The sequence below is a fragment of the Vibrio splendidus genome (assembly GCF_003345295.1).
Classification (GTDB): Bacteria; Pseudomonadota; Gammaproteobacteria; order Enterobacterales; family Vibrionaceae; genus Vibrio; species Vibrio splendidus_K.
This window is the reverse complement of the sequence record NZ_CP031055.1, coordinates 2,536,230-2,557,267: the sequence shown is the minus strand read 5'-3', so window position 1 is coordinate 2,557,267 and position 21,038 is coordinate 2,536,230. Positions and strand designations below refer to the sequence as shown.

16 protein-coding genes are annotated in these 21,038 nt (G+C 44.4%); 12 read left to right on the top strand and 4 right to left on the bottom strand.

All coding sequences use genetic code 11. From position 1 onward, the window contains the following. Positions 1 to 33 precede the first annotated feature (33 nt). Both prfC and DUN60_RS11175 read left to right on the top strand, forming a co-directional pair. Complete coding sequence (gene prfC, locus DUN60_RS11180) at positions 34 to 1,614, top strand: peptide chain release factor 3 (protein ID WP_004734481.1); 1,581 nt, start codon at positions 34 to 36, stop codon at positions 1,612 to 1,614. 106 nt (positions 1,615 to 1,720) lie between these two features. After that, positions 1,721 to 2,551, top strand: a complete 831-nt coding sequence (locus DUN60_RS11175; RefSeq protein ID WP_114633971.1) for a LysR family transcriptional regulator — start codon at positions 1,721 to 1,723, stop codon at positions 2,549 to 2,551. Here the strand turns inward: DUN60_RS11175 and DUN60_RS11170 are convergent. Beyond that, complete coding sequence (locus tag DUN60_RS11170) at positions 2,548 to 3,261, bottom strand: hypothetical protein (protein ID WP_114633970.1); 714 nt, start codon at positions 3,259 to 3,261, stop codon at positions 2,548 to 2,550. The genes DUN60_RS11175 and DUN60_RS11170 overlap by 4 nt on opposite strands. Before the next feature lie 95 nt (positions 3,262 to 3,356). Then, positions 3,357 to 5,264: a hypothetical protein gene (locus tag DUN60_RS11165; RefSeq protein WP_114633969.1), complete on the bottom strand. Its 1,908-nt coding sequence runs from the start codon at positions 5,262 to 5,264 to the stop codon at positions 3,357 to 3,359. A gap of 250 nt (positions 5,265 to 5,514) precedes the next feature. Here DUN60_RS11165 and DUN60_RS24565 point away from each other — a divergent pair, with 250 nt between their 5' ends. The 7 genes from DUN60_RS24565 to deoD all read left to right on the top strand — a co-directional run bounded on the left by DUN60_RS24565 (position 5,515) and on the right by deoD (position 12,769). Beyond that, a complete protein-coding gene (locus DUN60_RS24565) occupies positions 5,515 to 5,670 on the top strand; it encodes a DUF5363 family protein (protein ID WP_167409362.1) in 156 nt (51 codons plus the stop codon). After that, a complete protein-coding gene (locus DUN60_RS11155) occupies positions 5,651 to 6,481 on the top strand; it encodes a TatD family hydrolase (RefSeq protein WP_114633967.1) in 831 nt (276 codons plus the stop codon). Before DUN60_RS24565 ends, DUN60_RS11155 begins: the two co-directional genes overlap by 20 nt. 204 nt (positions 6,482 to 6,685) lie before the next feature. After that, on the top strand, positions 6,686 to 7,948 hold the full coding sequence (locus DUN60_RS11150) for a NupC/NupG family nucleoside CNT transporter (protein ID WP_004734478.1): 1,263 nt from the start codon (positions 6,686 to 6,688) through the stop codon (positions 7,946 to 7,948). A gap of 523 nt (positions 7,949 to 8,471) precedes the next feature. Further along, on the top strand, positions 8,472 to 9,248 hold the full coding sequence (gene deoC, locus DUN60_RS11145; RefSeq protein WP_004734477.1) for a deoxyribose-phosphate aldolase: 777 nt from the start codon (positions 8,472 to 8,474) through the stop codon (positions 9,246 to 9,248). 111 nt (positions 9,249 to 9,359) lie between these two features. Then, on the top strand, positions 9,360 to 10,688 hold the full coding sequence (gene deoA / locus DUN60_RS11140) for a thymidine phosphorylase (protein WP_026012373.1): 1,329 nt from the start codon (positions 9,360 to 9,362) through the stop codon (positions 10,686 to 10,688). A gap of 76 nt (positions 10,689 to 10,764) precedes the next feature. Next, positions 10,765 to 11,985 carry a phosphopentomutase gene (locus DUN60_RS11135; RefSeq protein ID WP_114634320.1) on the top strand — a complete coding sequence of 407 codons (1,221 nt, stop codon included), beginning with the start codon at positions 10,765 to 10,767 and terminating at the stop codon, positions 11,983 to 11,985. Positions 11,986 to 12,049: 64 nt separating this feature from the next. After that, positions 12,050 to 12,769: a purine-nucleoside phosphorylase gene (gene deoD / locus DUN60_RS11130; protein ID WP_004734474.1), complete on the top strand. Its 720-nt coding sequence runs from the start codon at positions 12,050 to 12,052 to the stop codon at positions 12,767 to 12,769. 214 nt (positions 12,770 to 12,983) lie between these two features. Here deoD and DUN60_RS11125 read toward each other — a convergent pair whose 3' ends face one another. Beyond that, the gene (locus DUN60_RS11125) at positions 12,984 to 13,595 is read right to left on the bottom strand and encodes a YtjB family periplasmic protein (RefSeq protein WP_017080011.1); all 612 of its coding nucleotides are present in this window, start codon (positions 13,593 to 13,595) and stop codon (positions 12,984 to 12,986) included. 109 nt (positions 13,596 to 13,704) lie between these two features. Between DUN60_RS11125 and serB the strand changes: the two genes are divergently transcribed. Next, a complete protein-coding gene (gene serB / locus DUN60_RS11120) occupies positions 13,705 to 14,685 on the top strand; it encodes a phosphoserine phosphatase (protein ID WP_114633966.1) in 981 nt (326 codons plus the stop codon). An 89-nt stretch (positions 14,686 to 14,774) separates the two neighbouring features. On the opposite strand, the gene DUN60_RS11115 is transcribed toward serB, so the two are convergent. Next, positions 14,775 to 17,123, bottom strand: a complete 2,349-nt coding sequence (locus tag DUN60_RS11115) for a PilZ domain-containing protein (protein WP_114633965.1) — start codon at positions 17,121 to 17,123, stop codon at positions 14,775 to 14,777. A gap of 160 nt (positions 17,124 to 17,283) precedes the next feature. Between DUN60_RS11115 and radA the strand changes: the two genes are divergently transcribed. Further along, positions 17,284 to 18,666, top strand: coding sequence for a DNA repair protein RadA (radA, locus tag DUN60_RS11110; protein WP_054541846.1), 1,383 nt, complete (start codon positions 17,284 to 17,286; stop codon positions 18,664 to 18,666). Positions 18,667 to 18,900: 234 nt separating this feature from the next. After that, positions 18,901 to 20,988 carry an elongation factor G gene (gene fusA / locus DUN60_RS11105; RefSeq protein ID WP_004734469.1) on the top strand — a complete coding sequence of 696 codons (2,088 nt, stop codon included), beginning with the start codon at positions 18,901 to 18,903 and terminating at the stop codon, positions 20,986 to 20,988. Positions 20,989 to 21,038 lie beyond the last annotated feature (50 nt).

Below are 21,038 nucleotides of genomic sequence, written 5' to 3'. Positions count from 1 at the left end.
CCTTTTTACGCTTTAGATCAGCAAAGGGCGACTATGTCTTTCCAACAAGAAGTGAGCAAACGTAGAACGTTTGCAATTATCTCTCACCCGGATGCGGGTAAAACCACGATTACTGAAAAAGTTCTTTTATTCGGAAACGCAATTCAAAAAGCGGGTACCGTAAAAGGTCGTGGCTCTAACCAGCACGCTAAATCTGACTGGATGGAGATGGAAAAAGAACGTGGTATTTCGGTAACCACGTCGGTAATGCAATTCCCATACAATGATTGCCTAGTAAACCTACTCGATACTCCAGGACACGAAGATTTCTCGGAAGATACGTACCGTACACTAACAGCGGTTGACTCTTGTTTGATGGTTATCGATGCTGCGAAAGGTGTCGAGGATCGTACTCGTAAACTGATGGAAGTAACGCGTCTACGTGATACTCCAATCGTAACGTTTATGAACAAACTTGACCGTGACGTTCGTGACCCAATGGAAGTGCTTGATGAAGTGGAAAGCGAGCTAGGTATGGCTTGTGCTCCAATCTCATGGCCAATCGGTTGTGGTAAAGAGTTTAAAGGTGTTTATCACATTCATCGTGATGAAACGATCTTGTATGAATCTGGCCACGGCCATGAGATCCAAGAAGTTCGCATCATTAAAGGTTTAGATAACCCTGAACTAGACGAAGCTGTTGGCGAAGATCTGGCGAGCAGTGTTCGTGAAGAGCTTGAATTGGTTATTGGCGCATGTCCTGAGTTTGATCTCGATTTGTTCCTTGCTGGTGAACTAACGCCTGTTTACTTCGGTACAGCATTGGGTAACTTTGGTGTTGACCACATGCTAGATGGTTTGACTAAGTGGGCTCCGGGTCCTCAAACTCGTCAAGCTAACGAGCGTGATGTTGAAGCGACAGAAGAGAAGTTCTCTGGCTTCGTCTTTAAGATCCAAGCAAACATGGATCCAAAGCACCGTGACCGTATCGCATTTATGCGTATCGTTTCGGGTACTTACAACCAAGGTATGAAGATGAATCATGTTCGTACTGGCAAGAACGTAAGTATTTCGGATGCGGTAACTTTCATGGCGGGCGACCGTGCGCGAGCTGAAAAAGCGTATGCTGGTGACATCATTGGCTTGCATAACCATGGCACAATCCAGATTGGTGATACCTTTACTCAAGGCGAAAGCTTGAAGTTCGCTGGTATTCCAAACTTCGCGCCTGAGCTATTCCGTCGTATTCGTCTACGCGATCCACTAAAGCAGAAGCAACTTCTAAAAGGTTTGGTTCAGCTTTCTGAAGAGGGCGCAGTACAAGTATTCCGTCCTATGCAGAACAACGACCTGATCGTTGGTGCGGTTGGTGTACTTCAGTTCGACGTGGTTGTAGCGCGCTTGAAAGCGGAATACAACGTAGAAGCTATCTACGAAGGTGTTAACGTTGCAACAGCTCGCTGGGTTGAATGTGATGACGTGAAGAAACTAGAAGAGTTCAAACGTAAGAACCAAGCTAACCTAGCGTTAGATGGTGGTGATAACCTGTCTTACATCGCACCTACAATGGTGAACTTGAACCTAGCTTCTGAACGTTTCCCTGACGTTCAGTTCCGAGCGACGCGCGAGCACTAATAGCGACAGTTCCACATAACACTGTTGGATAATAATAAAGCCGAATTGCTTCTAGCATTCGGCTTTTTTGTTACACTAAGAGTACACCGTTTTGATGGAGTAAAGCGTGTTTGATCTCAATTTAGTAAAGCCATTCCTCTCTGTATATCAACAAAGATCGATAACCAAAGCTGCCGAATCGTTAGAGCTAACTCAACCTGCGGTCAGTGCTGCAATCAAGAGGTTTGAAGCGGTTGTTGGCTATGCGTTGTTCGTAAGAGTAGGGCGATCAATAGAGCCAACCTCAATGGCTCACAAATTGGCTGGTCAATTATCTGATGCTTTAGAGTTGATGGAAGGTGCAGTATCAAGAAAGCGTGATTTTACTGTTTATATGCCAGCTAACTTATTACATAAAATGCCAATGCTTCATGGTGTCCAATTAGTCGAATCACCAATTTCCGTTGATAACGTCGTTGAAGATATCCGGTTAAATAGAGTCGATTTAGTGGTAGATACCGGTTTACCGAAACAAGCTAGCTTATCTTCTGAATTTGCGACAACAGATAGACTGTTATTGATGAGCGATCCCGAGGTTAGTCAGTTTGGTGAGCAGATTTCCATGGATGAGTTTCTTGCAGCACGGCATGTAACCTTAAAGTTACTTCGTCAAGATACTCAAATAGTCGACTTTCTTTCCGAAAAGAGCTTCACACGTGATGTGGCAATTGAAGTTCGAAATCTAACTAACTTGATCTTAGCAGTAAAAGGAACTGACTATATTGCTGCGGTTCCGGTTAGCATGATCCATTTGGCTAAAACCATCGGTTTACAAATTCATGAACCTCCATTTGCGATGCGCCCGGTGGAGTTTGAGTTTTTCTATCACAAGAAGTATCAAACTAATGGGCAGCATCAAGAGTTGCGAAATGAGCTTAAACACTTATTAAATAGTTAGAAATCGAAGGCTAAACCGAATTCCACATAGTTTTTATTTTCAGGGTATATCGTGTAGGTCACGGACGGTTTTACATACTTCAAGTTAAGGAATATAGCTACCTCGTGATAGTGGATGTTGGTTCTAGTTTCATTTCTGATATATCCAGGCCCTATAGCGGTACCATCTTTAATGTAAAAGTCTTGGGTATCTTTTTTGAATCCGATTTCTTGGTTGAATTTGTAAAGAAAATCAGCATATTGAATCGGGCTCCACAGAGCGCCAGCGCTATAATCGAATGTATCAGAGGCTCTATATTCCACGCATAAGTTTGGAAGACAAGCATCGAAATCTCTATCCATGTAGTTGTAATTAAGATCTCCGATTAATGTCCATTGTTCATGGATTAGCTTCGCGGCAAAGATTCCCGTTGTGATTTCATGCTCACTGACTTTTACCGTATTTTCAGTGTAGTACGTATCGCCTTGCCAGAAAGAGTAGCCAACACCGGCTTGCCAGTATTCTTGAGTATCAACTTCTCCAAAAACACGCAACTTATCATTGATTTGATAATTTATATCAAGAGTGGCAACTGTTTTCTCGTTGTCTGGATTTTGAGATAAGCTGACGGAAAAAATATCAGTAAAACGCTCAATAGATTCAATAAGGGTGTCATTTGCAGATGAGTAAAAAGGGAAGGTTGAAGCAAGTATTAATAGAAGGCGTTTCATATTCAAATTCCGAATCGCTTTCCTTAGCTAGTGAGTAGAACACCCGATAATAGGAGTAACTATTATCGGGTGAGCGGGTTAAATCAGGCTAACTATTAGCTGCGTAAACGCTGTTGAATTGCTGATTTAGCTTTCTGTAGCTTGGTTGGGTCGATAGATTGAAGTTTGCTACGGTCGATGTTTGAACCATCAAACACATGGTCGTGATTCTTTGTTTGAATACGTACACCATCATCTATTTTTGAAACAGTCGCAACCCATTGACCGTTGCCTTTTACTAAAGAGAATTGGTCAGAAGTAACATCGCCTTCCACACGAAGTAGCGTTTTTTCAAAGTCTCCGTTGCCAATAAATACGAGCTCGCCATCTTTGCGTTGGACAGTACCTACCCATTCGCTGGTGTTTTCGTCGATGATGTGGATTTCGCCGTTAATGGTCTTAACTGTCAGGTCACGCTCTTCCATCTCGGGACGGTCTTCACCGAAATCTGGAGACCAACGAGGTGTATCATCAAAGTCCATATCTGGGTGCTCTGGAGAGGCTGGGAGAGTAGGGCGAGGGCTATCAATTACAATAGTTCCTTTGCCACTAGTTATCTCAAAACCGTTGTCAACTCGTTCAACTGTCGCTAACCAGTCGCCATTACCTTTAACTAAGGCTGCACTGCCGTTAGCTTCTAGGTCACCTTCAACTTTTACTAGAGTTTTTTCGAAGTCTCCGTTGCCACGGAAAATGATCTCGCCATCTTTGCGTTGGACAGTACCTACCCATTCACTGGTGTTTTCGTCGATAATGTGGATTTCGCCGTTAATGATCTTAACTGTCAGGTCACGCTCTTCCATCTCGGGGCGGTCTTCACCGAATTCAGGAGACCAACGTGGAGTATCATCAAAGTCCATGTCCGGATGTTCAGGAGACGCAGGTAGGCTAGGACGCAAGCTATCAACGACAATAGTTCCATTGCTTCCCGTGATTTCAAAACCACTGTCCACACGCTCAACAGTTGCTAACCATTCGCCATTACCTTTAACGATGGCTGCACTGCCGTTAGCTTCTAGGTCACCTTCAACTTTTACTAGAGTTTTTTCGAAGTCTCCGTTGCCACGGAAAATGATCTCACCGTCTTTGCGTTGAACAGTACCTACCCACTCGCTACTGTTTTCGTCGATGATGTGTACTTCGCCGTTAATGATCTTAACTGTCAGATCACGCTCTTCCATCTCGGGACGGTCTTCACCGAATTCAGGAGACCAACGTGGAGTATCATCATAGTCCATGTCCGGATGTTCAGGAGACGCAGGTAGGCTAGGACGCAAGCTATCAACGACAATAGTTCCATTGCTTCCCGTGATTTCAAAACCACTGTCCACACGCTCAACAGTTGCTAACCATTCGCCATTACCTTTAACGATGGCTGCACTGCCGTTAGCTTCTAGGTCACCTTCAATTTTTACTAGAGTTTTTTCGAAGTCTCCGTTGCCACGGAAAATGATCTCACCATCTTTGCGTTGAACTGTTCCGACCCATTCGCTGGTGTTTTCGTCGATAACGTGGATTTCGCCGTTAATGATCTTAACTGTCAGGTCACGCTCTTCCATCTCGGGACGGTCTTCACCGAATTCAGGAGACCAACGTGGTGTAGCGTCAACATCAACGTCTGGGTGTTGTGGAAGATAATCCACACCATTGTCGCTATTGGAACTAGACGACGTGCTCAAAAGCCCTGCTACCAGTGTTGCCGAAGCCGCACCAACTGCAGCCCAAGTACCGTTAGATTGTTTCTCGTAAGTTACGTCATCGACTGTAGCCGTCGTGCCTGGAGTGGCATTGGCATATTGTTCGTTTAATTTATACTGAACAGAAGCATCGATAGCGTTCATCTGGCCGTCAATAAGTTGAAGTGTTTGTTGGTTTGCTAGTTCTACGTCAATTTGAAGTGCAGAAGCAAAAACAGGTGCAGCTAATACGCTAGAAATTGAAATGGCTAAGAGTGATGCTTTCATAAAGTAGGATCTCGTTATTGAATGGAGCGTCTTGCTATCAATGCCTCCTTGGCAAGTGCGTTTATTATTCGCTGTGGTGAGATTTTCAACAATATAGCCAGCTAGTGTTGATATATAAATGTAATTTATGATTTTAAGGTTTTTAGGTTGTATTTTGAGCTTTAGTGTAATTTGTATGTGTTGTTTTGATGCTTTGTTTTATTTGTTTTATTTGTTATTTTTGAATGTTGAGGCAAGACTTGAGGTAAGTATGTTCAGTTGGATAAAAGCTTGGATTAAGAAATACGATAAGTGGTTCGAGGAGCTTGGTTTAACACCTGAAAACAAGCGCAGTTGCGTGGTGTATCGCCGTGATCCTCAAGAACAACAAATAGAGAGTAGGGAAGATGACACAGCGAATAAGTGACTTTCCGCTGTTTGATACTCATTGCCATGCGGATTTTGAGGCGTTTGAGCAAAATATTGTAATTGATCAGGGAGCTACACCTGATCAAAGTATTGATAGCTATCTTAAAGAAGCGAAACAAGCTCAAGTCGAGAAGATTCTTATTCCTTCTATTGGCCAAAGTAACTGGAGGAAGCTCGATAAAATCGCCAAATCTTACCCCAATGTTTACTACGCCTTAGGTTTTCACCCTTACTTTTTAGATCAAGCCAATGGCGAGCAATTCTCAGATCTTCGCCAATTACTCTCATCAAAAAGCCGTCAATGCGTTGCGATAGGAGAGTGTGGTCTCGACTTTTTTGTCGATGTCGAGCGGGAGAAACAAGAACGCTTTTTCATCCAACAAATGGAGCTTGCGAAGGCATTTGAGCTGCCTTTGATCATCCATGAGAGGAAGTCTTATAACCGACTCATTGAACTATTAAAGCAGCACAAGTTCACTTTTGGTGGGGTGATTCACGGTTTTTCAGGGAGTGAACAGCAAGCTTTGGCGTGGATCAAGCTCGGTTTCTATATTGGTGTCGGTGGAACAATCACTTACCCCAGAGCACAAAAAACACGCACAACCATCGCAAAACTGCCTCTTGAATGCCTGGTATTAGAAACGGATGCACCGGATATGCCCATGTATGGAAACCAAGGAAATGTTAATCATTCCAAACATTTAGTTACGATCTTAAATGAACTATTTTTGCTTAGAAAAGAGCCAAAGCAATCGGTTGCAGCGCAAATTTGGCAAAATAGCCATCGAGCATTCGGTATATGTGAATAAAATCGAAGGTTTTTGTTTATCGTTTGCGTAAATTGCACTGAGCTTGTGATTTGGTTCACATTTGCGTGTGAATGGTACATGAATCTTGTACGAAAGTGTGAGGACGGCATTACTTTATTAGTGGTCGCATGAGTATAATTGCCTCCGCTTTATAGCCCCATTTTGTAACACGCCAATAAATAACTAATAAGGAAGTCATAAACTATGAGCCTGTTTATGAGCCTCGTCGGAATGGTTGCACTGATTGCAATCGCAGTACTACTATCCGACAACCGCAAAGCAATTAATATCAGAACAGTGGGTGGCGCTTTCGCTATCCAATTCGCACTTGGTGCATTCGTACTTTACATCCCTTGGGGTCGTGATCTACTTGCAGGTTTCTCTGCTGGTGTAGCAAACGTGATCGACTACGGTAAAGATGGTACTGGCTTCCTATTTGGTAGCCTTGTTAACTTCTCAGTTGACGGTATCGGTTTCATCTTTGCATTCCAAGTTCTACCAACACTAATCTTCTTCTCTGCTCTTATCTCTGTACTTTACTACATTGGTGCGATGCAAGTTGTAATCAAGGTTCTTGGTGGTGGTCTTCAGAAAGCTCTAGGTACTTCTCGCGCCGAGTCAATGTCTGCAGCAGCAAATATTTTCGTTGGTCAAACTGAAGCACCTTTAGTAGTTCGTCCATTTGTTCCTAAAATGACTAACTCTGAACTATTCGCAGTAATGTGTGGTGGTTTAGCATCTGTTGCTGGTGGTGTACTAGCGGGTTACGCATCTATGGGTGTTCCTCTAGAGTACCTTGTAGCAGCGTCATTCATGGCAGCACCTGGTGGTCTACTATTCGCTAAAATCATCAAGCCTGAAACTGATGAAGTTGACGAGAACCTAGGTTCAGACATCGACGGTGGCGACGACAAGCCTGCTAACGTTATCGATGCAGCTGCTGGCGGTGCTTCAGTTGGTCTACAACTAGCACTTAACGTTGGTGCAATGCTACTAGCATTCATCGGTCTAATCGCTCTTATCAACGGTATCCTAGGTGGCATCGGTGGTTGGTTCGGTATGGAAAACCTAACTCTAGAACTTCTTCTAGGTTGGATCTTTGCACCGTTAGCATTCATCATTGGTGTTCCATGGGAAGAAGCAACTATTGCTGGTTCTTTCATTGGTCAGAAGACAGTTGTTAACGAATTCGTTGCATACCTAAACTTCGTACCATACATCGGTGACAACGCTCAAATCGTTGAAGCGACTGGTCAAGTAATGTCTGTTAAGACTCAAGCAATTATCTCGTTCGCTCTATGTGGTTTCGCAAACCTTTCTTCAATTGCGATTCTTCTAGGTGGTCTAGGTGGTATTGCTCCAAACCGTCGTCACGACATCGCACGTATGGGTGTTAAAGCGGTTGTGGCTGGTACTCTATCTAACCTGATGGCAGCAACAATTGCTGGCTTCTTCCTGTCTTTCTAATCAGTTAGAAATCGATATATAGACGCCATAATAATATCGCCCCGTAGCAAGAAATTGCTGCGGGGCTTTTTTGTTTTTGGGCCTAGTGATTTTGAGCATTAGCATGAGTGAATGCTTGGAGTCGAAAATGGGTCTAGAATGTTTTTTTGAGATACAAACCGTTTGCGTTCTAAGGAGCACTACAATTTATTGATGGATACCTATAATGTATAAGCTTAAGGGACAGGATGTCTCTTGTTGGCAAGAAAGTAACTGCTTGGATTTATCTAAAGGTTATTCTTCTGGGATTAAGCCAAACTTAGCGATACGCTATAGATGTTAGACACAACATGACTGATTTGTTGTGCCATAGACCAAACTGGTACTGTGCGGTGACAAGGATTGCAATTGATAGCGAAAGTTATCAAGTCTTCAGGGAACCAAGTCCGTTCATTTGTGACTACTGAGCATTACTAAAATATCCATCTATACTGGATGGGTGGCGAAGTAGTTAACTATTTGAATATATTGATCGGAGATAGAAATGAGCGATTTAAAAGCAGCAGCTCTACGTGCACTTAAACTTATGGACCTAACGACGCTAAATGATGACGATACTACTGAAAAAGTAGTGGCGCTTTGTCATGACGCGAAGACTGCAGTTGGTAACACCGCTGCAATCTGTATTTACCCTCGCTTCATCCCAGCCGCTAAGAAGGCGTTGCGTGAGCAAGGTACTCCAGAAGTACGCATCGCGACTGTAACTAACTTCCCTCATGGTAATGACGACATCGAAATTGCTGTTGCAGAAACGAAAGCAGCGGTAGCGTACGGCGCAGACGAAGTTGACGTAGTATTCCCATACCGTGCTCTTATTGCTGGCAACGAAGAAGTTGGCTTTGAGCTAGTTAAGCAATGTAAAGCCGCTTGTGGTGACATCACGCTTAAAGTGATCATCGAAACTGGTGAGCTAAAAGAAGAAGCACTGATCAAAAAAGCTTCTCAGATCTGTATCGAAGCAGGTGCAGACTTCATCAAAACTTCAACAGGTAAAGTGCCAGTAAACGCGACTCCTGAGTTCGCGCGCATGATGCTTGAAGTTATTCGTGACATGGGCGTGGCTAAAACTGTTGGTTTCAAACCAGCTGGTGGCGTACGTACAGCTGAAGATGCTCAAGCTTACCTAGCAATGGCTGATGAGCTACTAGGCGCTGAGTGGGCAGACAACATGCACTACCGTTTTGGTGCTTCAAGCCTACTGACTAACCTTCTTAATACATTAGAAGTGACAGACCAGACTGCTGATCCAGCAGCATACTAATTTACCCATTCGGGTATATAAAAATTAAGTCTGTTTGATGGAGTGGCGTTAAGTCACTCCATATTACCTCTTTCCCTACACACCATACTCACTAGAGTTTGGGAGGCACTAATGTATCTACCTCAAGAAATTATTCGCAGAAAACGTGATAACGAAGTACTGACCACAGAAGAAATTAACTTTTTCATCCAAGGTGTCGCTAAAAACACGGTTTCTGAAGGCCAAATTGCCGCATTCGCAATGGCTATCTTTTTTAATGAAATGACGATGCCAGAACGTATCGCACTAACGTGTGCAATGCGTGATTCAGGCATGGTGATTGACTGGAGCCACATGAACTTTGATGGCCCAATCGTTGATAAACACTCTACTGGTGGTGTTGGCGACGTAACTTCTTTGATGCTTGGCCCTATGGTGGCTGCATGTGGCGGTTTCGTTCCAATGATCTCTGGTCGTGGTTTAGGCCACACTGGCGGTACGCTAGACAAGCTAGAATCTATCCCTGGTTACAACATTACACCAACCAACGATGTGTTTGGTGCCGTAACCAAAGAAGCTGGCGTGGCGATCATCGGCCAAACCGGCGATCTAGCACCGGCTGATAAGCGTGTTTATGCGACTCGTGATATCACAGCAACAGTAGACAACATCTCACTGATCACCGCTTCAATCCTATCTAAGAAACTGGCCGCTGGTCTTGATTCTCTAGTAATGGACGTAAAAGTCGGTTCAGGCGCATTCATGCCAACGTATGAAGCATCTGAAGAGTTAGCAAAATCTATCGTTGCAGTAGCAAACGGTGCAGGCACTAAAACAACAGCAATCCTAACGGACATGAACCAAGTTCTGGCTTCTTCAGCGGGTAACGCAGTTGAAGTCCGTGAAGCGGTTCAATTCCTAACAGGCGAATACCGTAATCCACGTTTGTTGGAAATAACGCTAGCGTCGTGTGCGGAAATGTTGGTGCTGGGTAACCTAGCAAAAGATTCAGATGAAGCGCGTGAAAAACTGATGGCAGTACTGGATAACGGTAAAGCAGCAGAGTGCTTCGGTAAGATGGTAGCGGGCCTTGGTGGTCCAGTGGATTTCGTAACGAACTACGATAACTATCTAGAAAAAGCAGAAATTGTTAAACCAGTGTACGCACTCGAAAGCGGTGTAGTATCAGCGATGGATACGCGTGCAATTGGTATGGCTGTCGTTGGTATGGGCGGTGGTCGCCGCGTAGCAACAGACAGCATTGATTACGCAGTCGGTTTTGATAGCTTCATTCGCCTTGGCGAAGTAGCAAGCGACGATAAACCATTAGCAATGATTCATGCTCGCAATGAACAACAGTGGCAAGAAGCTGCGACGGCATTACAAAATGCAATCACTGTGGGCGGAGAATATACAGCAACGCCAGATGTTTACCGTCAGATTCGTTCTGAAGACGTGTAAATAACAGGTATCGGTATACCTCGTGTATACCGATAAACAGAGTTCTGGTGCAAAGAGCAATAAGTTGGTGAAGAAAATGAAAAGAGCATTTATTTTAGTTTTAGATTCATTCGGTATCGGTGAAACAGCGGATGCTGACACATTCGGCGATGTAGGTTCGGATACAATGGGTCACATTGCTGACCATTGTGATCAAGGCCTTGCAGACAACGCGGATCGTAAAGGTCCACTAACGCTGCCAAACCTGTCTAAGCTTGGTTTAGCTATGGCTCACAAAGAGTCGACAGGTCGCTTTGCTCCAGGTATGGACGCAGACGCTGAGATCATTGGCGCTTACGGTCATGCTGCTGAGCTGTCTTCTGGTAAAGACACGCCATCAGGTCACTGGGAGATCGCAGGTGTACCGGTATTGTTTGACTGGGGCTACTTCACCGACAAAGAGAACAGCTTTCCAAAAGAACTGACTGATCGCATCCTTGAGCGTGCTGGTCTATCTGACTTCTTAGGTAACTGCCACTCATCGGGTACAGAAATCCTAGACAATCTAGGTGGAGAACACATGAAGACTGGCCTGCCAATCTTCTACACTTCTGCAGACTCTGTTTTCCAGATCGCATGTCATGAAGAGACATTCGGTCTACAAAACCTATTAGATCTTTGTCAAATTGCTCGTGAAGAGCTAGCTGACTACAACATTGGTCGTGTTATCGCTCGTCCGTTTATTGGTGCTGGTAAAGGTCAATTCGAACGTACTGGTAACCGTCGTGACCTTTCTGTTGAGCCACCAGCGGCGACGGTACTTCAGAAATTGGTTGATGAGAAGGGCGGCAACGTTCACTCAATCGGTAAAATCTCTGACATCTACGCAGGTTGTGGTATCACTCAGAAAACCAAAGCAACAGGTATTCCAGCGCTATTTGAAGCAACCAAAGAAGCGATCACTGAAGCGGGCGACAACACTATCGTGTTCACTAACTTCGTTGATTTCGACTCAGCATACGGCCACCGTCGTGATGTTGCAGGTTACGCAGCTGCGCTTGAGTACTTTGATGGCCGCATCAATGAAATCATCGATATGATGAAAGAAGATGACGTGCTTATCCTAACTGCAGACCACGGTTGTGACCCAACATGGCCGGGTTCAGACCATACTCGTGAACATATCCCTGTGATTGTTTACGGTAACAAGGTTCCAGCAGGCTCTCTAGGCTGTCGTGATACCTTCGCTGATATCGGTCAAAGCTTAGCGTCATACTTTGGCACATCGCCAATGGGATACGGTACAAGCTTTCTGTAATGGTTAACTAAGAGAGAGGGAAACTTCTCTCTTCTTTTTTGTTTTGAGATTAAGGATATTTTCAATGGCTACTCCACATATTAATGCTGAAATGGGTGATTTCGCTGACGTAGTTCTAATGCCAGGCGATCCGCTACGTGCTAAATACATCGCTGAAACCTTCTTAGAAGAAGTGGTTCAGGTGTGTGATGTTCGTAATATGTTTGGTTACACGGGTACTTACAAAGGTCGTAAGGTTTCGGTTATGGGGCACGGTATGGGCATTCCATCTTGTTCTATTTACGCGACTGAGCTGATCAAAGACTTTGGTGTGAAAAAGATCATTCGTGTCGGCAGTTGTGGTGCAGTGAGTGAAGATATCAAAGTGCGTGATGTGGTGATTGGCATGGGCGCGTGTACTGACTCAAAAGTGAACCGTATTCGCTTTAAAGGTCATGACTTCGCGGCTATCGCAGATTACAAAATGGTGCGTGCGGCAGAAGATGCAGCAAAAGCGCGTGGTGTAGACGTAAAAGTGGGTAACCTGTTCTCGGCAGAGTTGTTCTACACGCCAGATCCAGAGATGTTTGAGGTGATGGATAAGTACGGCATTGTTGGCGTCGAGATGGAAGCTGCAGGTATCTATGGTGTGTGTGCTGAATACGGCGCAAAAGCTCTGACTATTTGTACTGTTTCTGATCACATCAAAACTGGTGAGCAAACCACATCAGATGAGCGTCAAACGACCTTCAACGACATGATGGTTATCGCACTAGACTCTGTGCTGCTTGGTGACCAAGAATAATCATTTTTCTATAGTTTGATAAGCTAACAGATAACAAAAAGCCCCGTTGCTGCCTGAGCGTCGGGGCTTTTTATTGGTAATGATGTATTACTGAGCGCTATTTCTTGGATTCTGAAGGCTATGTGATTTCAATCGAAATAATTCACCTTGCCTAATCCGAGGTTTTTATTTCGTGTTTCCAAGAGCGCAAGTTTCCAAGTTTCTATGACAAAGCTTATGAGTTTGCATTCTTAAGCAGCAAGTTCTCACCAGACTTTGTTTTTCTTCTACGAATGAGCATGACAAACAGCACGCCACTGACAAACCCCATCAACACCATGCCGATCATGTAGCGATCACTTTTACGATAATGGTGATCAGAAATCGCCGTCATCTTACCCGTTTCAAAAGTCACACGAATGAATCCAATGATCGCTTTCTCTGGAGAGTAGATAGGTTCAACTAATTGCTGTCTGCCGATACTTGCTGTTGAAAGTGGCGTATCTAAGCCTAGAACTTCGCGTACTGAGAGTGCTTTTTCACTCGAAGCCAGTCGAATCCCCTCTGCATCGTATATCGTGGTATCGAATACCAAGCGATCCTGAGACAGCTGATTGGTGAGATCAAGCAGTCGCTCTTGGTCTTGTTGTGTGATCGCTTTACTGGCAGAGAGCGATGCCTGAGAGATAAGCAATTTAGTCAGCGTTTCTAGCTGCTTTGCTTGGATCTTCTCGTTACCTTTACTGATCACGACTGTATTTTTAATCGTTACAACGAACATAGTAGCCAGCAAAATGAGGGCTAGCATTCGTAAAGCGTTACGTATTGAGAACAATGATTCATTCATGTTTCACGAAGCCTGAAATAAACAAATGTTATGATTAAGACATATTGAGACTTGCGTTTTCAAATTGCAATAGGTTAACGTTTAGCATAGTTAATTAGGAATCATACACATGGACGCTCAGAAATATCTGCCGATAAAAAGGCATACGACATTATTAACTCGACTCCCCGAGACTCGTTTCGCTTCTCAACTCGCTAAAGCCAAAGCCAACTGGATTGTATTCGGTGAGTATCTATCACCACAATCATTCGATGACATCGATTTTTTCACAGGCACTTACAACACCATTCTTGATACGTGGAAGGTAGGGCATTATGAAGTGGCTTTGATGTCAGGCAACCTAACACCAGCACACGAAGAAATCCTACAGGCCTTAAAGCTTGATTATGCTTGCCTTAGCGAGGTCCCAGACCTATCTAAGCCAGGTTTGATTGTAATGGATATGGATTCCACAGCGATTCAAATTGAATGTATCGATGAGATTGCAAAGCTAGCTGGAGTGGGGGAGTTAGTCTCTGAAATCACAGAGCGAGCAATGCAAGGTGAGCTCGACTTTGAACAGAGCCTACGCCAACGAGTAGGCGCACTGAAAGGTGCGGATGAATCTATTTTGGAGCAAGTGCGTCAATCATTGCCATTCATGCCAGACTTGGTTGAGCTAGTGAATACTCTGAATAAGCTTGGTTGGAAGACGGCAATTGCTTCAGGTGGCTTTACTTACTTCTCTGACTATCTGAAAGATACGCTTGATCTTGACCACGCTCAGTCAAACACGCTTGAAATCATCAATGGTAAATTGACGGGTGAAGTCTTAGGCGATGTTGTTTCGGCGCAGACTAAAGCGGATGTCTTGGTAGAGTTGGCTGAAGAGTACGAATTGGAACTGCATAACACTGTTGCCGTTGGTGATGGTGCTAATGACTTGGTTATGATGGGTTCTGCAGGTTTAGGCATCGCCTACCATGCGAAACCAAAAGTAGAGCAACAAGCTCAAACTGCTGTGCGTTATGCCGGTTTAGGCGGGGTACTTTGCATCTTGTCGGGTGTGTTAGCTAAGCAGCAAAAAATCAGCTGGCAAGCGAAGCCTTAGTCATATTTAAGACGGTATAACGGATACAAAAAAGCAGGCTATCAGCCTGCTTTTTCTATTTCATGTTCAAGTTAAGACGCCGCTGTAGGTTAGCGAGTCAGCTCCAATCGAATCAACACTTCATCGGTAATATCTTCTATCTCACCATAACCAATAAAAGCTGTGACCTCATTTTCTAGCTTCTTAGCTTGGTGCATGCTGATGCGTGAGAGCTCTTCTAAATCAGACTGGAATAAACTCGTTAGCGGATTAAAAATAGGTGCAGTAGTGACTCGTAGTACATACACGTCACCTAAATGCTGAGCTTTCTTGATGAATAAGATGCGTTCCTTTGCCGAGGCGAAGTCTTTGACCAACTTCGTGTGTACGGATTGGATCTTGTCGCCAAACTTAACCGCAGCAATATAGACATCATGGTGTTTAGGCTCAGCACCTTCAATTCTTTTCAGTGGTTCAGCCAACAGCGAGTTAGAGTGCCCTTTGAAAATAGGTTCGAGTGAGAACTTTTGGTTGTGACCAAGCTTAGCGAGCAGTGCTAAGTGTTTATTCAGCGGGAAGTTTACGCCAATGATCTTACAACGCAGTGTTGAGCCCGGTTTATCAATGAATATTGGGTTGCTGACCATCTTGCTCAGCAAAATGTTGTGTAGAGACTCGAGCAGAGAATGTGTTGGCAGTATCTCTTTCTTCTTAATCAACTTGCTTTGGTTTTGATCGATAAGCCCATTGAGAAAGGCGATAGTACGCATTGTCTTTGTGTTCTCGGCGATAACCAACTGCACGTTGCGACCATTCGGGCTGACTCGAATCACGTGGTAAGGCACGGTGCTTAATGGCAGGTTTTTGTCGTAGAGCTGCAGTTCATTGAAGTTTACTAATACCGGATCATTAATCTTGAGTACCATCGGATGCTCAAGAGCAATGCTGAGTCCACGTTTTGAGATATCTAAGGTATGTCCGTTAGCCGCAGCGCCATCTTGTGAGGTGAGCTGTAACGGTGACTTAAATTGATACCTCGGTTCTTTACGACGAGTTTGAGAGTCGAAGTAGATACTTTGAATATTCCCCACTACAGAACGCGGATGACGGAAGCGGTTCAGTTCACTGCTTGGAATGCGCGGTTTTTCACTCAATAGATAGTCAGCTGCACTTTCGTGATCGCCAATCTCTTGCAAAATCCCACAATGCGTCAGTTGTGCTGAGCTTTGAGCTAACGTATCCGAGTGCTTGGCTAAGGCTTGTCGCTCGGTGTCTGAAAGTTCGAACACCGAGAACTTGAACGCCTTCCAGCTTTTACGTTTACCACCGATGTGCCAAAACAACTGTCTTTGCTCTCGAGAGGCTTCAGGAAGCATCATTGAGTAGAACAAGGTCTTGTCTTGATGCTCATGAGTAAACGAGTAAATAACGTTACTGGTTCCCTTTACGCCAGGTTTAGCCAGCAAGTTCATTCGTTGTTCGTTGAACAGGGTACCCAGTGCTTGTTGGTTTCGCTCATCGTGCCAGTATTGCCACAGCGGATGGTTGTTATCCGTAAGTAGAGCTAGCTTTAGTTCACTGCCGCTAAAGAAAAGAGGAAGATTACAGGTGTGCTTGAGATAGGTGTGTTCGATACCTCGAGTACGAGTTCGAATGATTCTATCTTGATTCTCATGGCTGGTTTTCTTGCTTGAGCTATTCAAAGACTCATCAAGCAAGCGGGCTACAATATTGTTATTGCTTACCTTGATGGTTCTTAAAAATTTGACTGCGTTATTCTCGTAAGACTCATCAATGCCCAGAACGCGGAATTCGACCGCTTGGTAAACATCGTTTTCTTGCGACTTTTCGATAAGCTCTGTGAACTTAACGCTGATGATCTCACCGAGGTTGTACTTAAAAGCGCTCGGTACCTTGAATTTTGCACCCGACGGGGAAATATCAACCGTCACACCGTGTAGGCTTTGGCCTTTAGATGTGATGATCTCAACCTGTGAGCTAATCTTGAGTCTGTTTTCTTGACGCTTTAAGTCGTAACCGAGGTTAATGGCTTCCGCTTCATACGGGCTATTAGCGTTAGTGAGATCTTGATTATGTTGAGACGAGGTTTTAACGATATTACGAAGTGGCTGAGTTCGCGGAGTCATCACTAACTCCCACGCGCCCTCTGTATAGCCTTTAAACTTTTTAGTACCACGTTGATACGCGTTCAAAGCAATATCATCAAGCCAGTGTTTACGACCATCTAACGTAAATTGACGACATTCAGTGTCAATACGTCCGCGTAAATCAATGCTCTTTGTGCACGGAGCCATGATACGATTCAATTCCATTTTAACAAGCAGCTTTAGAGACGGCGATTCGCCTTCTGTCATTTGAGAAAGAAGGAATTCAAAGTCCTCAGCGTGGTAGGCCGGGATAAGTCGTTCTGCTACAGATAGAATTTCAGATTGCTGCATACTTTTCTTGTTAGAATGGACGGTGCATTATTGTTATCGACAAGTTGTATTTGATCTTTAGGTATTCGTGGCCCCACTGCAACTTTTATTTTCATGCGTACGGTCAACAGGGTCACAAAATAGCAACATTTCCAGTTACCAAGCAAATTATTGAGGTTTTATGGCTAAGGCAAAGCGAGCTTATGTGTGTAATGACTGTGGTGCTGACTTTCCACGTTGGCAGGGGCAGTGCAATGCATGTGGTGCTTGGAACACGATTACAGAAGTTAGGCTGGCGGCTTCACCTCAAGTTGCGCGTAATGAACGACTCAGTGGTGGTTACGCGGGTGGGGCAACAGAATCGAGCGTTCAGACATTATCGGAAATTAACCTGCAAGAAGTTCCGCGCTTTAGCAGTGGTTTCAAAGAACTCGACCGCGTACTCGGTGGTGGTGTCGTACCTGGCGCTGCGATTCTGATTGGTGGTAACCCTGGTGCCGGTAAATCAACGCTGTTGTTGCAGACCATGTGTCAGCTCTCTTCTCAGTTGCCAACACTTTATGTCACTGGTGAAGAATCACTGCAACAAGTCGCGATGCGTGCTTCTCGACTCGGTTTACCGAAAGAACATCTCAAAATGCTCTCTGAAACCAATGTTGATAAGATCTGTCAGATTGCCGAAAAAGAGCAACCTAAAATCATGGTTATCGACTCAATCCAAGTTATGCATGTCGCTGATGTTCAGTCATCGCCAGGTAGTGTGGCGCAGGTGCGCGAATCGGCAACGGCATTAACGCGCTATGCGAAACAGAACAACGTTGCGGTGTTCTTAGTGGGACACGTAACTAAAGACGGCACATTAGCGGGGCCAAAAGTACTGGAACACATTATTGATTGCTCTGTGTTGTTGGATGGCGGAACGGATAGCCGCTTTAGAACGCTGCGCAGTCACAAGAACCGTTTTGGTGCGGTCAATGAGTTGGGTGTATTTGCAATGACAGGCCAAGGCCTAAAAGAAGTCAGCAACCCATCGGCTATTTTCTTGTCTCGCGGTGAAGAAGAAACCTCGGGCAGTTCGGTCATGGTTGTGTGGGAAGGTACTCGTCCACTTCTCGTTGAAATCCAAGCGCTGGTGGACTATTCCCAGCTCGCTAATCCACGTCGTGTTGCTGTTGGTCTAGAACAAAATAGGCTTTCACTGTTATTAGCCGTGCTGCATAAACATGGCGGCTTACAAATGGCTGACCAAGATGTGTTTGTGAATGTCGTCGGTGGTGTTAAAGTAACCGAAACCAGTGCCGATCTCGCGTTGGTGATGGCACTACTTTCTAGTTTCAGAGACCGCGCATTACCAAAAGATGTGGTGGTTTTTGGCGAAGTCGGCCTAGCGGGTGAGATTCGACCTGTACCGAGCGGGCAAGAGCGCTTAAATGAGGCATTTAAACATGGCTTTAAGAGAGCGATTGTTCCGGCGGCTAACATGCCAAAAGGGGGCATTCCAGGAATGCAGATCCATGGTGTGAAAAAATTATCAGAAGCAATTAATGCTTTTGATGAGTTGTAATTGAGCTCACTTCAGCTAATCTATACAGCAGAAATTCAGTCTAACTTAAACGCTATTTTCGCTTTAAGTTAGCACTAAACTTAACAATCATTTAGATTGTTTCTACAGATTGCCTTTTTCTATATGTTAGAAAAAGGCAAAGTTTTTTAGTCCCAAATGCATGCAAAGCTATCAGTCTTCACAGATTGTGATATACTCTGCGCGCATTTTATATCCTATTAACAGAGTAAGACAATGGCAGATTTATCGAAATACAGAAACATTGGTATTTTCGCGCACGTTGATGCGGGTAAAACAACTACCACTGAGCGTATCCTTAAGCTAACTGGTCAGATCCACAAGACTGGTGAAGTACATGATGGCGAATCAACTACTGACTTCATGGAACAGGAAGCTGAGCGCGGAATTACTATCCAATCAGCAGCTGTAAGCTGTTTCTGGAACGGTCACCGTCTAAACGTTATCGATACTCCTGGACACGTTGACTTCACAGTTGAAGTATACCGTTCTCTTAAAGTACTTGATGGCGGTATCGGTGTATTCTGTGGTTCTGGTGGTGTTGAACCACAATCAGAAACTAACTGGCGCTACGCTAACGAATCAGAAGTATCTCGTCTGATCTTCGTTAACAAACTAGACCGTATGGGTGCAGATTTCTACAACGTTGTTGATCAAGTTAAAAACGTTCTAGGTGCAACTCCTCTAGTTATGGTTCTACCAATCGGCCGCGAAGATGAATTCGTGGGTGTTGTAGACCTTCTAAGCCGTAAAGCATACGTTTGGGATGACACTGGTCTTCCTGAAAACTACGAAATTCTAGATGTTCCTGCGGACATGGTAGACGACGTAGAGCAATACCGTGAAGAGCTAATCGAAACTGCTGTAGAGCAAGACGATGACCTAATGGAAGCTTACATGGAAGGTGAAGAGCCTTCTATCGAAGACATCAAGCGTTGTATCCGTAAAGGTACTCGTGACCTAGCGTTCTTCCCAACTTACTGTGGTTCTGCATTCAAGAACAAGGGTGTTCAAATCATTCTTGACGCTGTTGTAGATTACCTACCTTCTCCAACTGAAGTTGATCCTCAACCTCTAATGGACGAGAACGGCGAAGAAACTGGCAACCACGCTATCGTTTCTACTGAAGAAACGTTTAAAGCGCTTGCATTCAAAATCATGGATGACCGTTTCGGTGCTCTAACTTTCGTTCGTATTTACTCTGGTAAATTGAACAAAGGCGACACGATTCTTAACTCATTCACAGGTAAAACTGAGCGTGTTGGCCGTATGGTTGAGATGCAAGCTGATGACCGTAACGAACTAACTAGCGCACAAGCTGGTGACATCATTGCGATCGTTGGTATGAAGAACGTGCAAACAGGTCACACTCTATGTGATCCTAAAGATCAAGTAACGCTTGAGCCAATGGTATTCCCAACTCCAGTAATCTCTATCGCTGTATCTCCAAAAGATAAAGGCGGTTCTGAGAAAATGGGTATCGCTATCGGTAAAATGGTTGCAGAAGATCCATCTTTCCAAGTTGAAACTGACGAAGAAACTGGCGAAACTATCCTGAAAGGTATGGGTGAGCTTCACCTAGACATCAAGGTAGATATCCTTAAGCGTACTTACGGCGTTGACCTAACAGTTGGTGCTCCTCAAGTTGCTTACCGTGAAACTATCACTCAAGCAATTGAAGATAGCTACACGCATAAGAAACAGTCTGGTGGTTCTGGTCAATTCGGTAAGATCGATTACCGTATCAAGCCTGGCGAACCTGGTTCTGGCTTTACGTTCTCTTCAAAAGTTGTTGGCGGTAACGTACCTAAAGAATTCTGGCCTGCTGTTGAGAAAGGCTTTGGTGGCATGATGGAAAACGGCGTACTAGCTGGCTTCCCTACGCTAGACGTTGAAGTTGAACTTTACGATGGTGGTTTCCACGCAGTCGATTCATCTGCAATCGCATTTGAAATCGCAGCGAAAGGTGCATTCCGTCAATCTATGCCTAAAGCTGGCGCGCAACTTCTTGAGCCAATCATGAACGTTGACGTATTTACTCCAGAAGATCACGTTGGTGATGTTATCGGTGACCTTAACCGTCGTCGTGGCATGATCAAAGATCAACAAGCTGGCGTAACTGGCGTTCGTATTAAAGCTGACGTACCACTTTCAGAAATGTTTGGTTACATCGGTCACCTACGTACAATTACTTCAGGCCGTGGCCAATTCTCTATGGAATTTGCACAGTACTCTCCATGTCCAATGAACGTGGCAGAAGAAGTAATCGCTAAAGTTAAAGCAGAAAAAGAAGCTGGTAAGTAATTAGCTCTTTTCTAAATTAACTAAAAAAGCCCCGCAAGTGAAAGCTTGCG

Bases quoted from the DNA above. Each gene is read 5' to 3' on its own strand.
- radA (WP_054541846.1), top strand. From the start codon at position 17,284: ATGGCTAAGGCAAAGCGAGCTTATGTGTGTAATGACTGTGGTGCTGAC.
- DUN60_RS11150 (WP_004734478.1), top strand. From the start codon at position 6,686: ATGAGCCTGTTTATGAGCCTCGTCGGAATGGTTGCACTGATTGCAATC.
- DUN60_RS11155 (WP_114633967.1), top strand. From the start codon at position 5,651: ATGACACAGCGAATAAGTGACTTTCCGCTGTTTGATACTCATTGCCAT.
- deoD (WP_004734474.1), top strand. From the start codon at position 12,050: ATGGCTACTCCACATATTAATGCTGAAATGGGTGATTTCGCTGACGTA.
- prfC (WP_004734481.1), top strand. From the start codon at position 34: ATGTCTTTCCAACAAGAAGTGAGCAAACGTAGAACGTTTGCAATTATC.
- DUN60_RS11170 (WP_114633970.1), bottom strand. From the start codon at position 3,261: ATGAAACGCCTTCTATTAATACTTGCTTCAACCTTCCCTTTTTACTCA.
- DUN60_RS11165 (WP_114633969.1), bottom strand. From the start codon at position 5,264: ATGAAAGCATCACTCTTAGCCATTTCAATTTCTAGCGTATTAGCTGCA.
- DUN60_RS11125 (WP_017080011.1), bottom strand. From the start codon at position 13,595: ATGAATGAATCATTGTTCTCAATACGTAACGCTTTACGAATGCTAGCC.
- deoA (WP_026012373.1), top strand. From the start codon at position 9,360: ATGTATCTACCTCAAGAAATTATTCGCAGAAAACGTGATAACGAAGTA.
- fusA (WP_004734469.1), top strand. From the start codon at position 18,901: ATGGCAGATTTATCGAAATACAGAAACATTGGTATTTTCGCGCACGTT.
- serB (WP_114633966.1), top strand. From the start codon at position 13,705: ATGGACGCTCAGAAATATCTGCCGATAAAAAGGCATACGACATTATTA.
- DUN60_RS24565 (WP_167409362.1), top strand. From the start codon at position 5,515: ATGTTCAGTTGGATAAAAGCTTGGATTAAGAAATACGATAAGTGGTTC.
- DUN60_RS11135 (WP_114634320.1), top strand. From the start codon at position 10,765: ATGAAAAGAGCATTTATTTTAGTTTTAGATTCATTCGGTATCGGTGAA.
- DUN60_RS11115 (WP_114633965.1), bottom strand. From the start codon at position 17,123: ATGCAGCAATCTGAAATTCTATCTGTAGCAGAACGACTTATCCCGGCC.
- deoC (WP_004734477.1), top strand. From the start codon at position 8,472: ATGAGCGATTTAAAAGCAGCAGCTCTACGTGCACTTAAACTTATGGAC.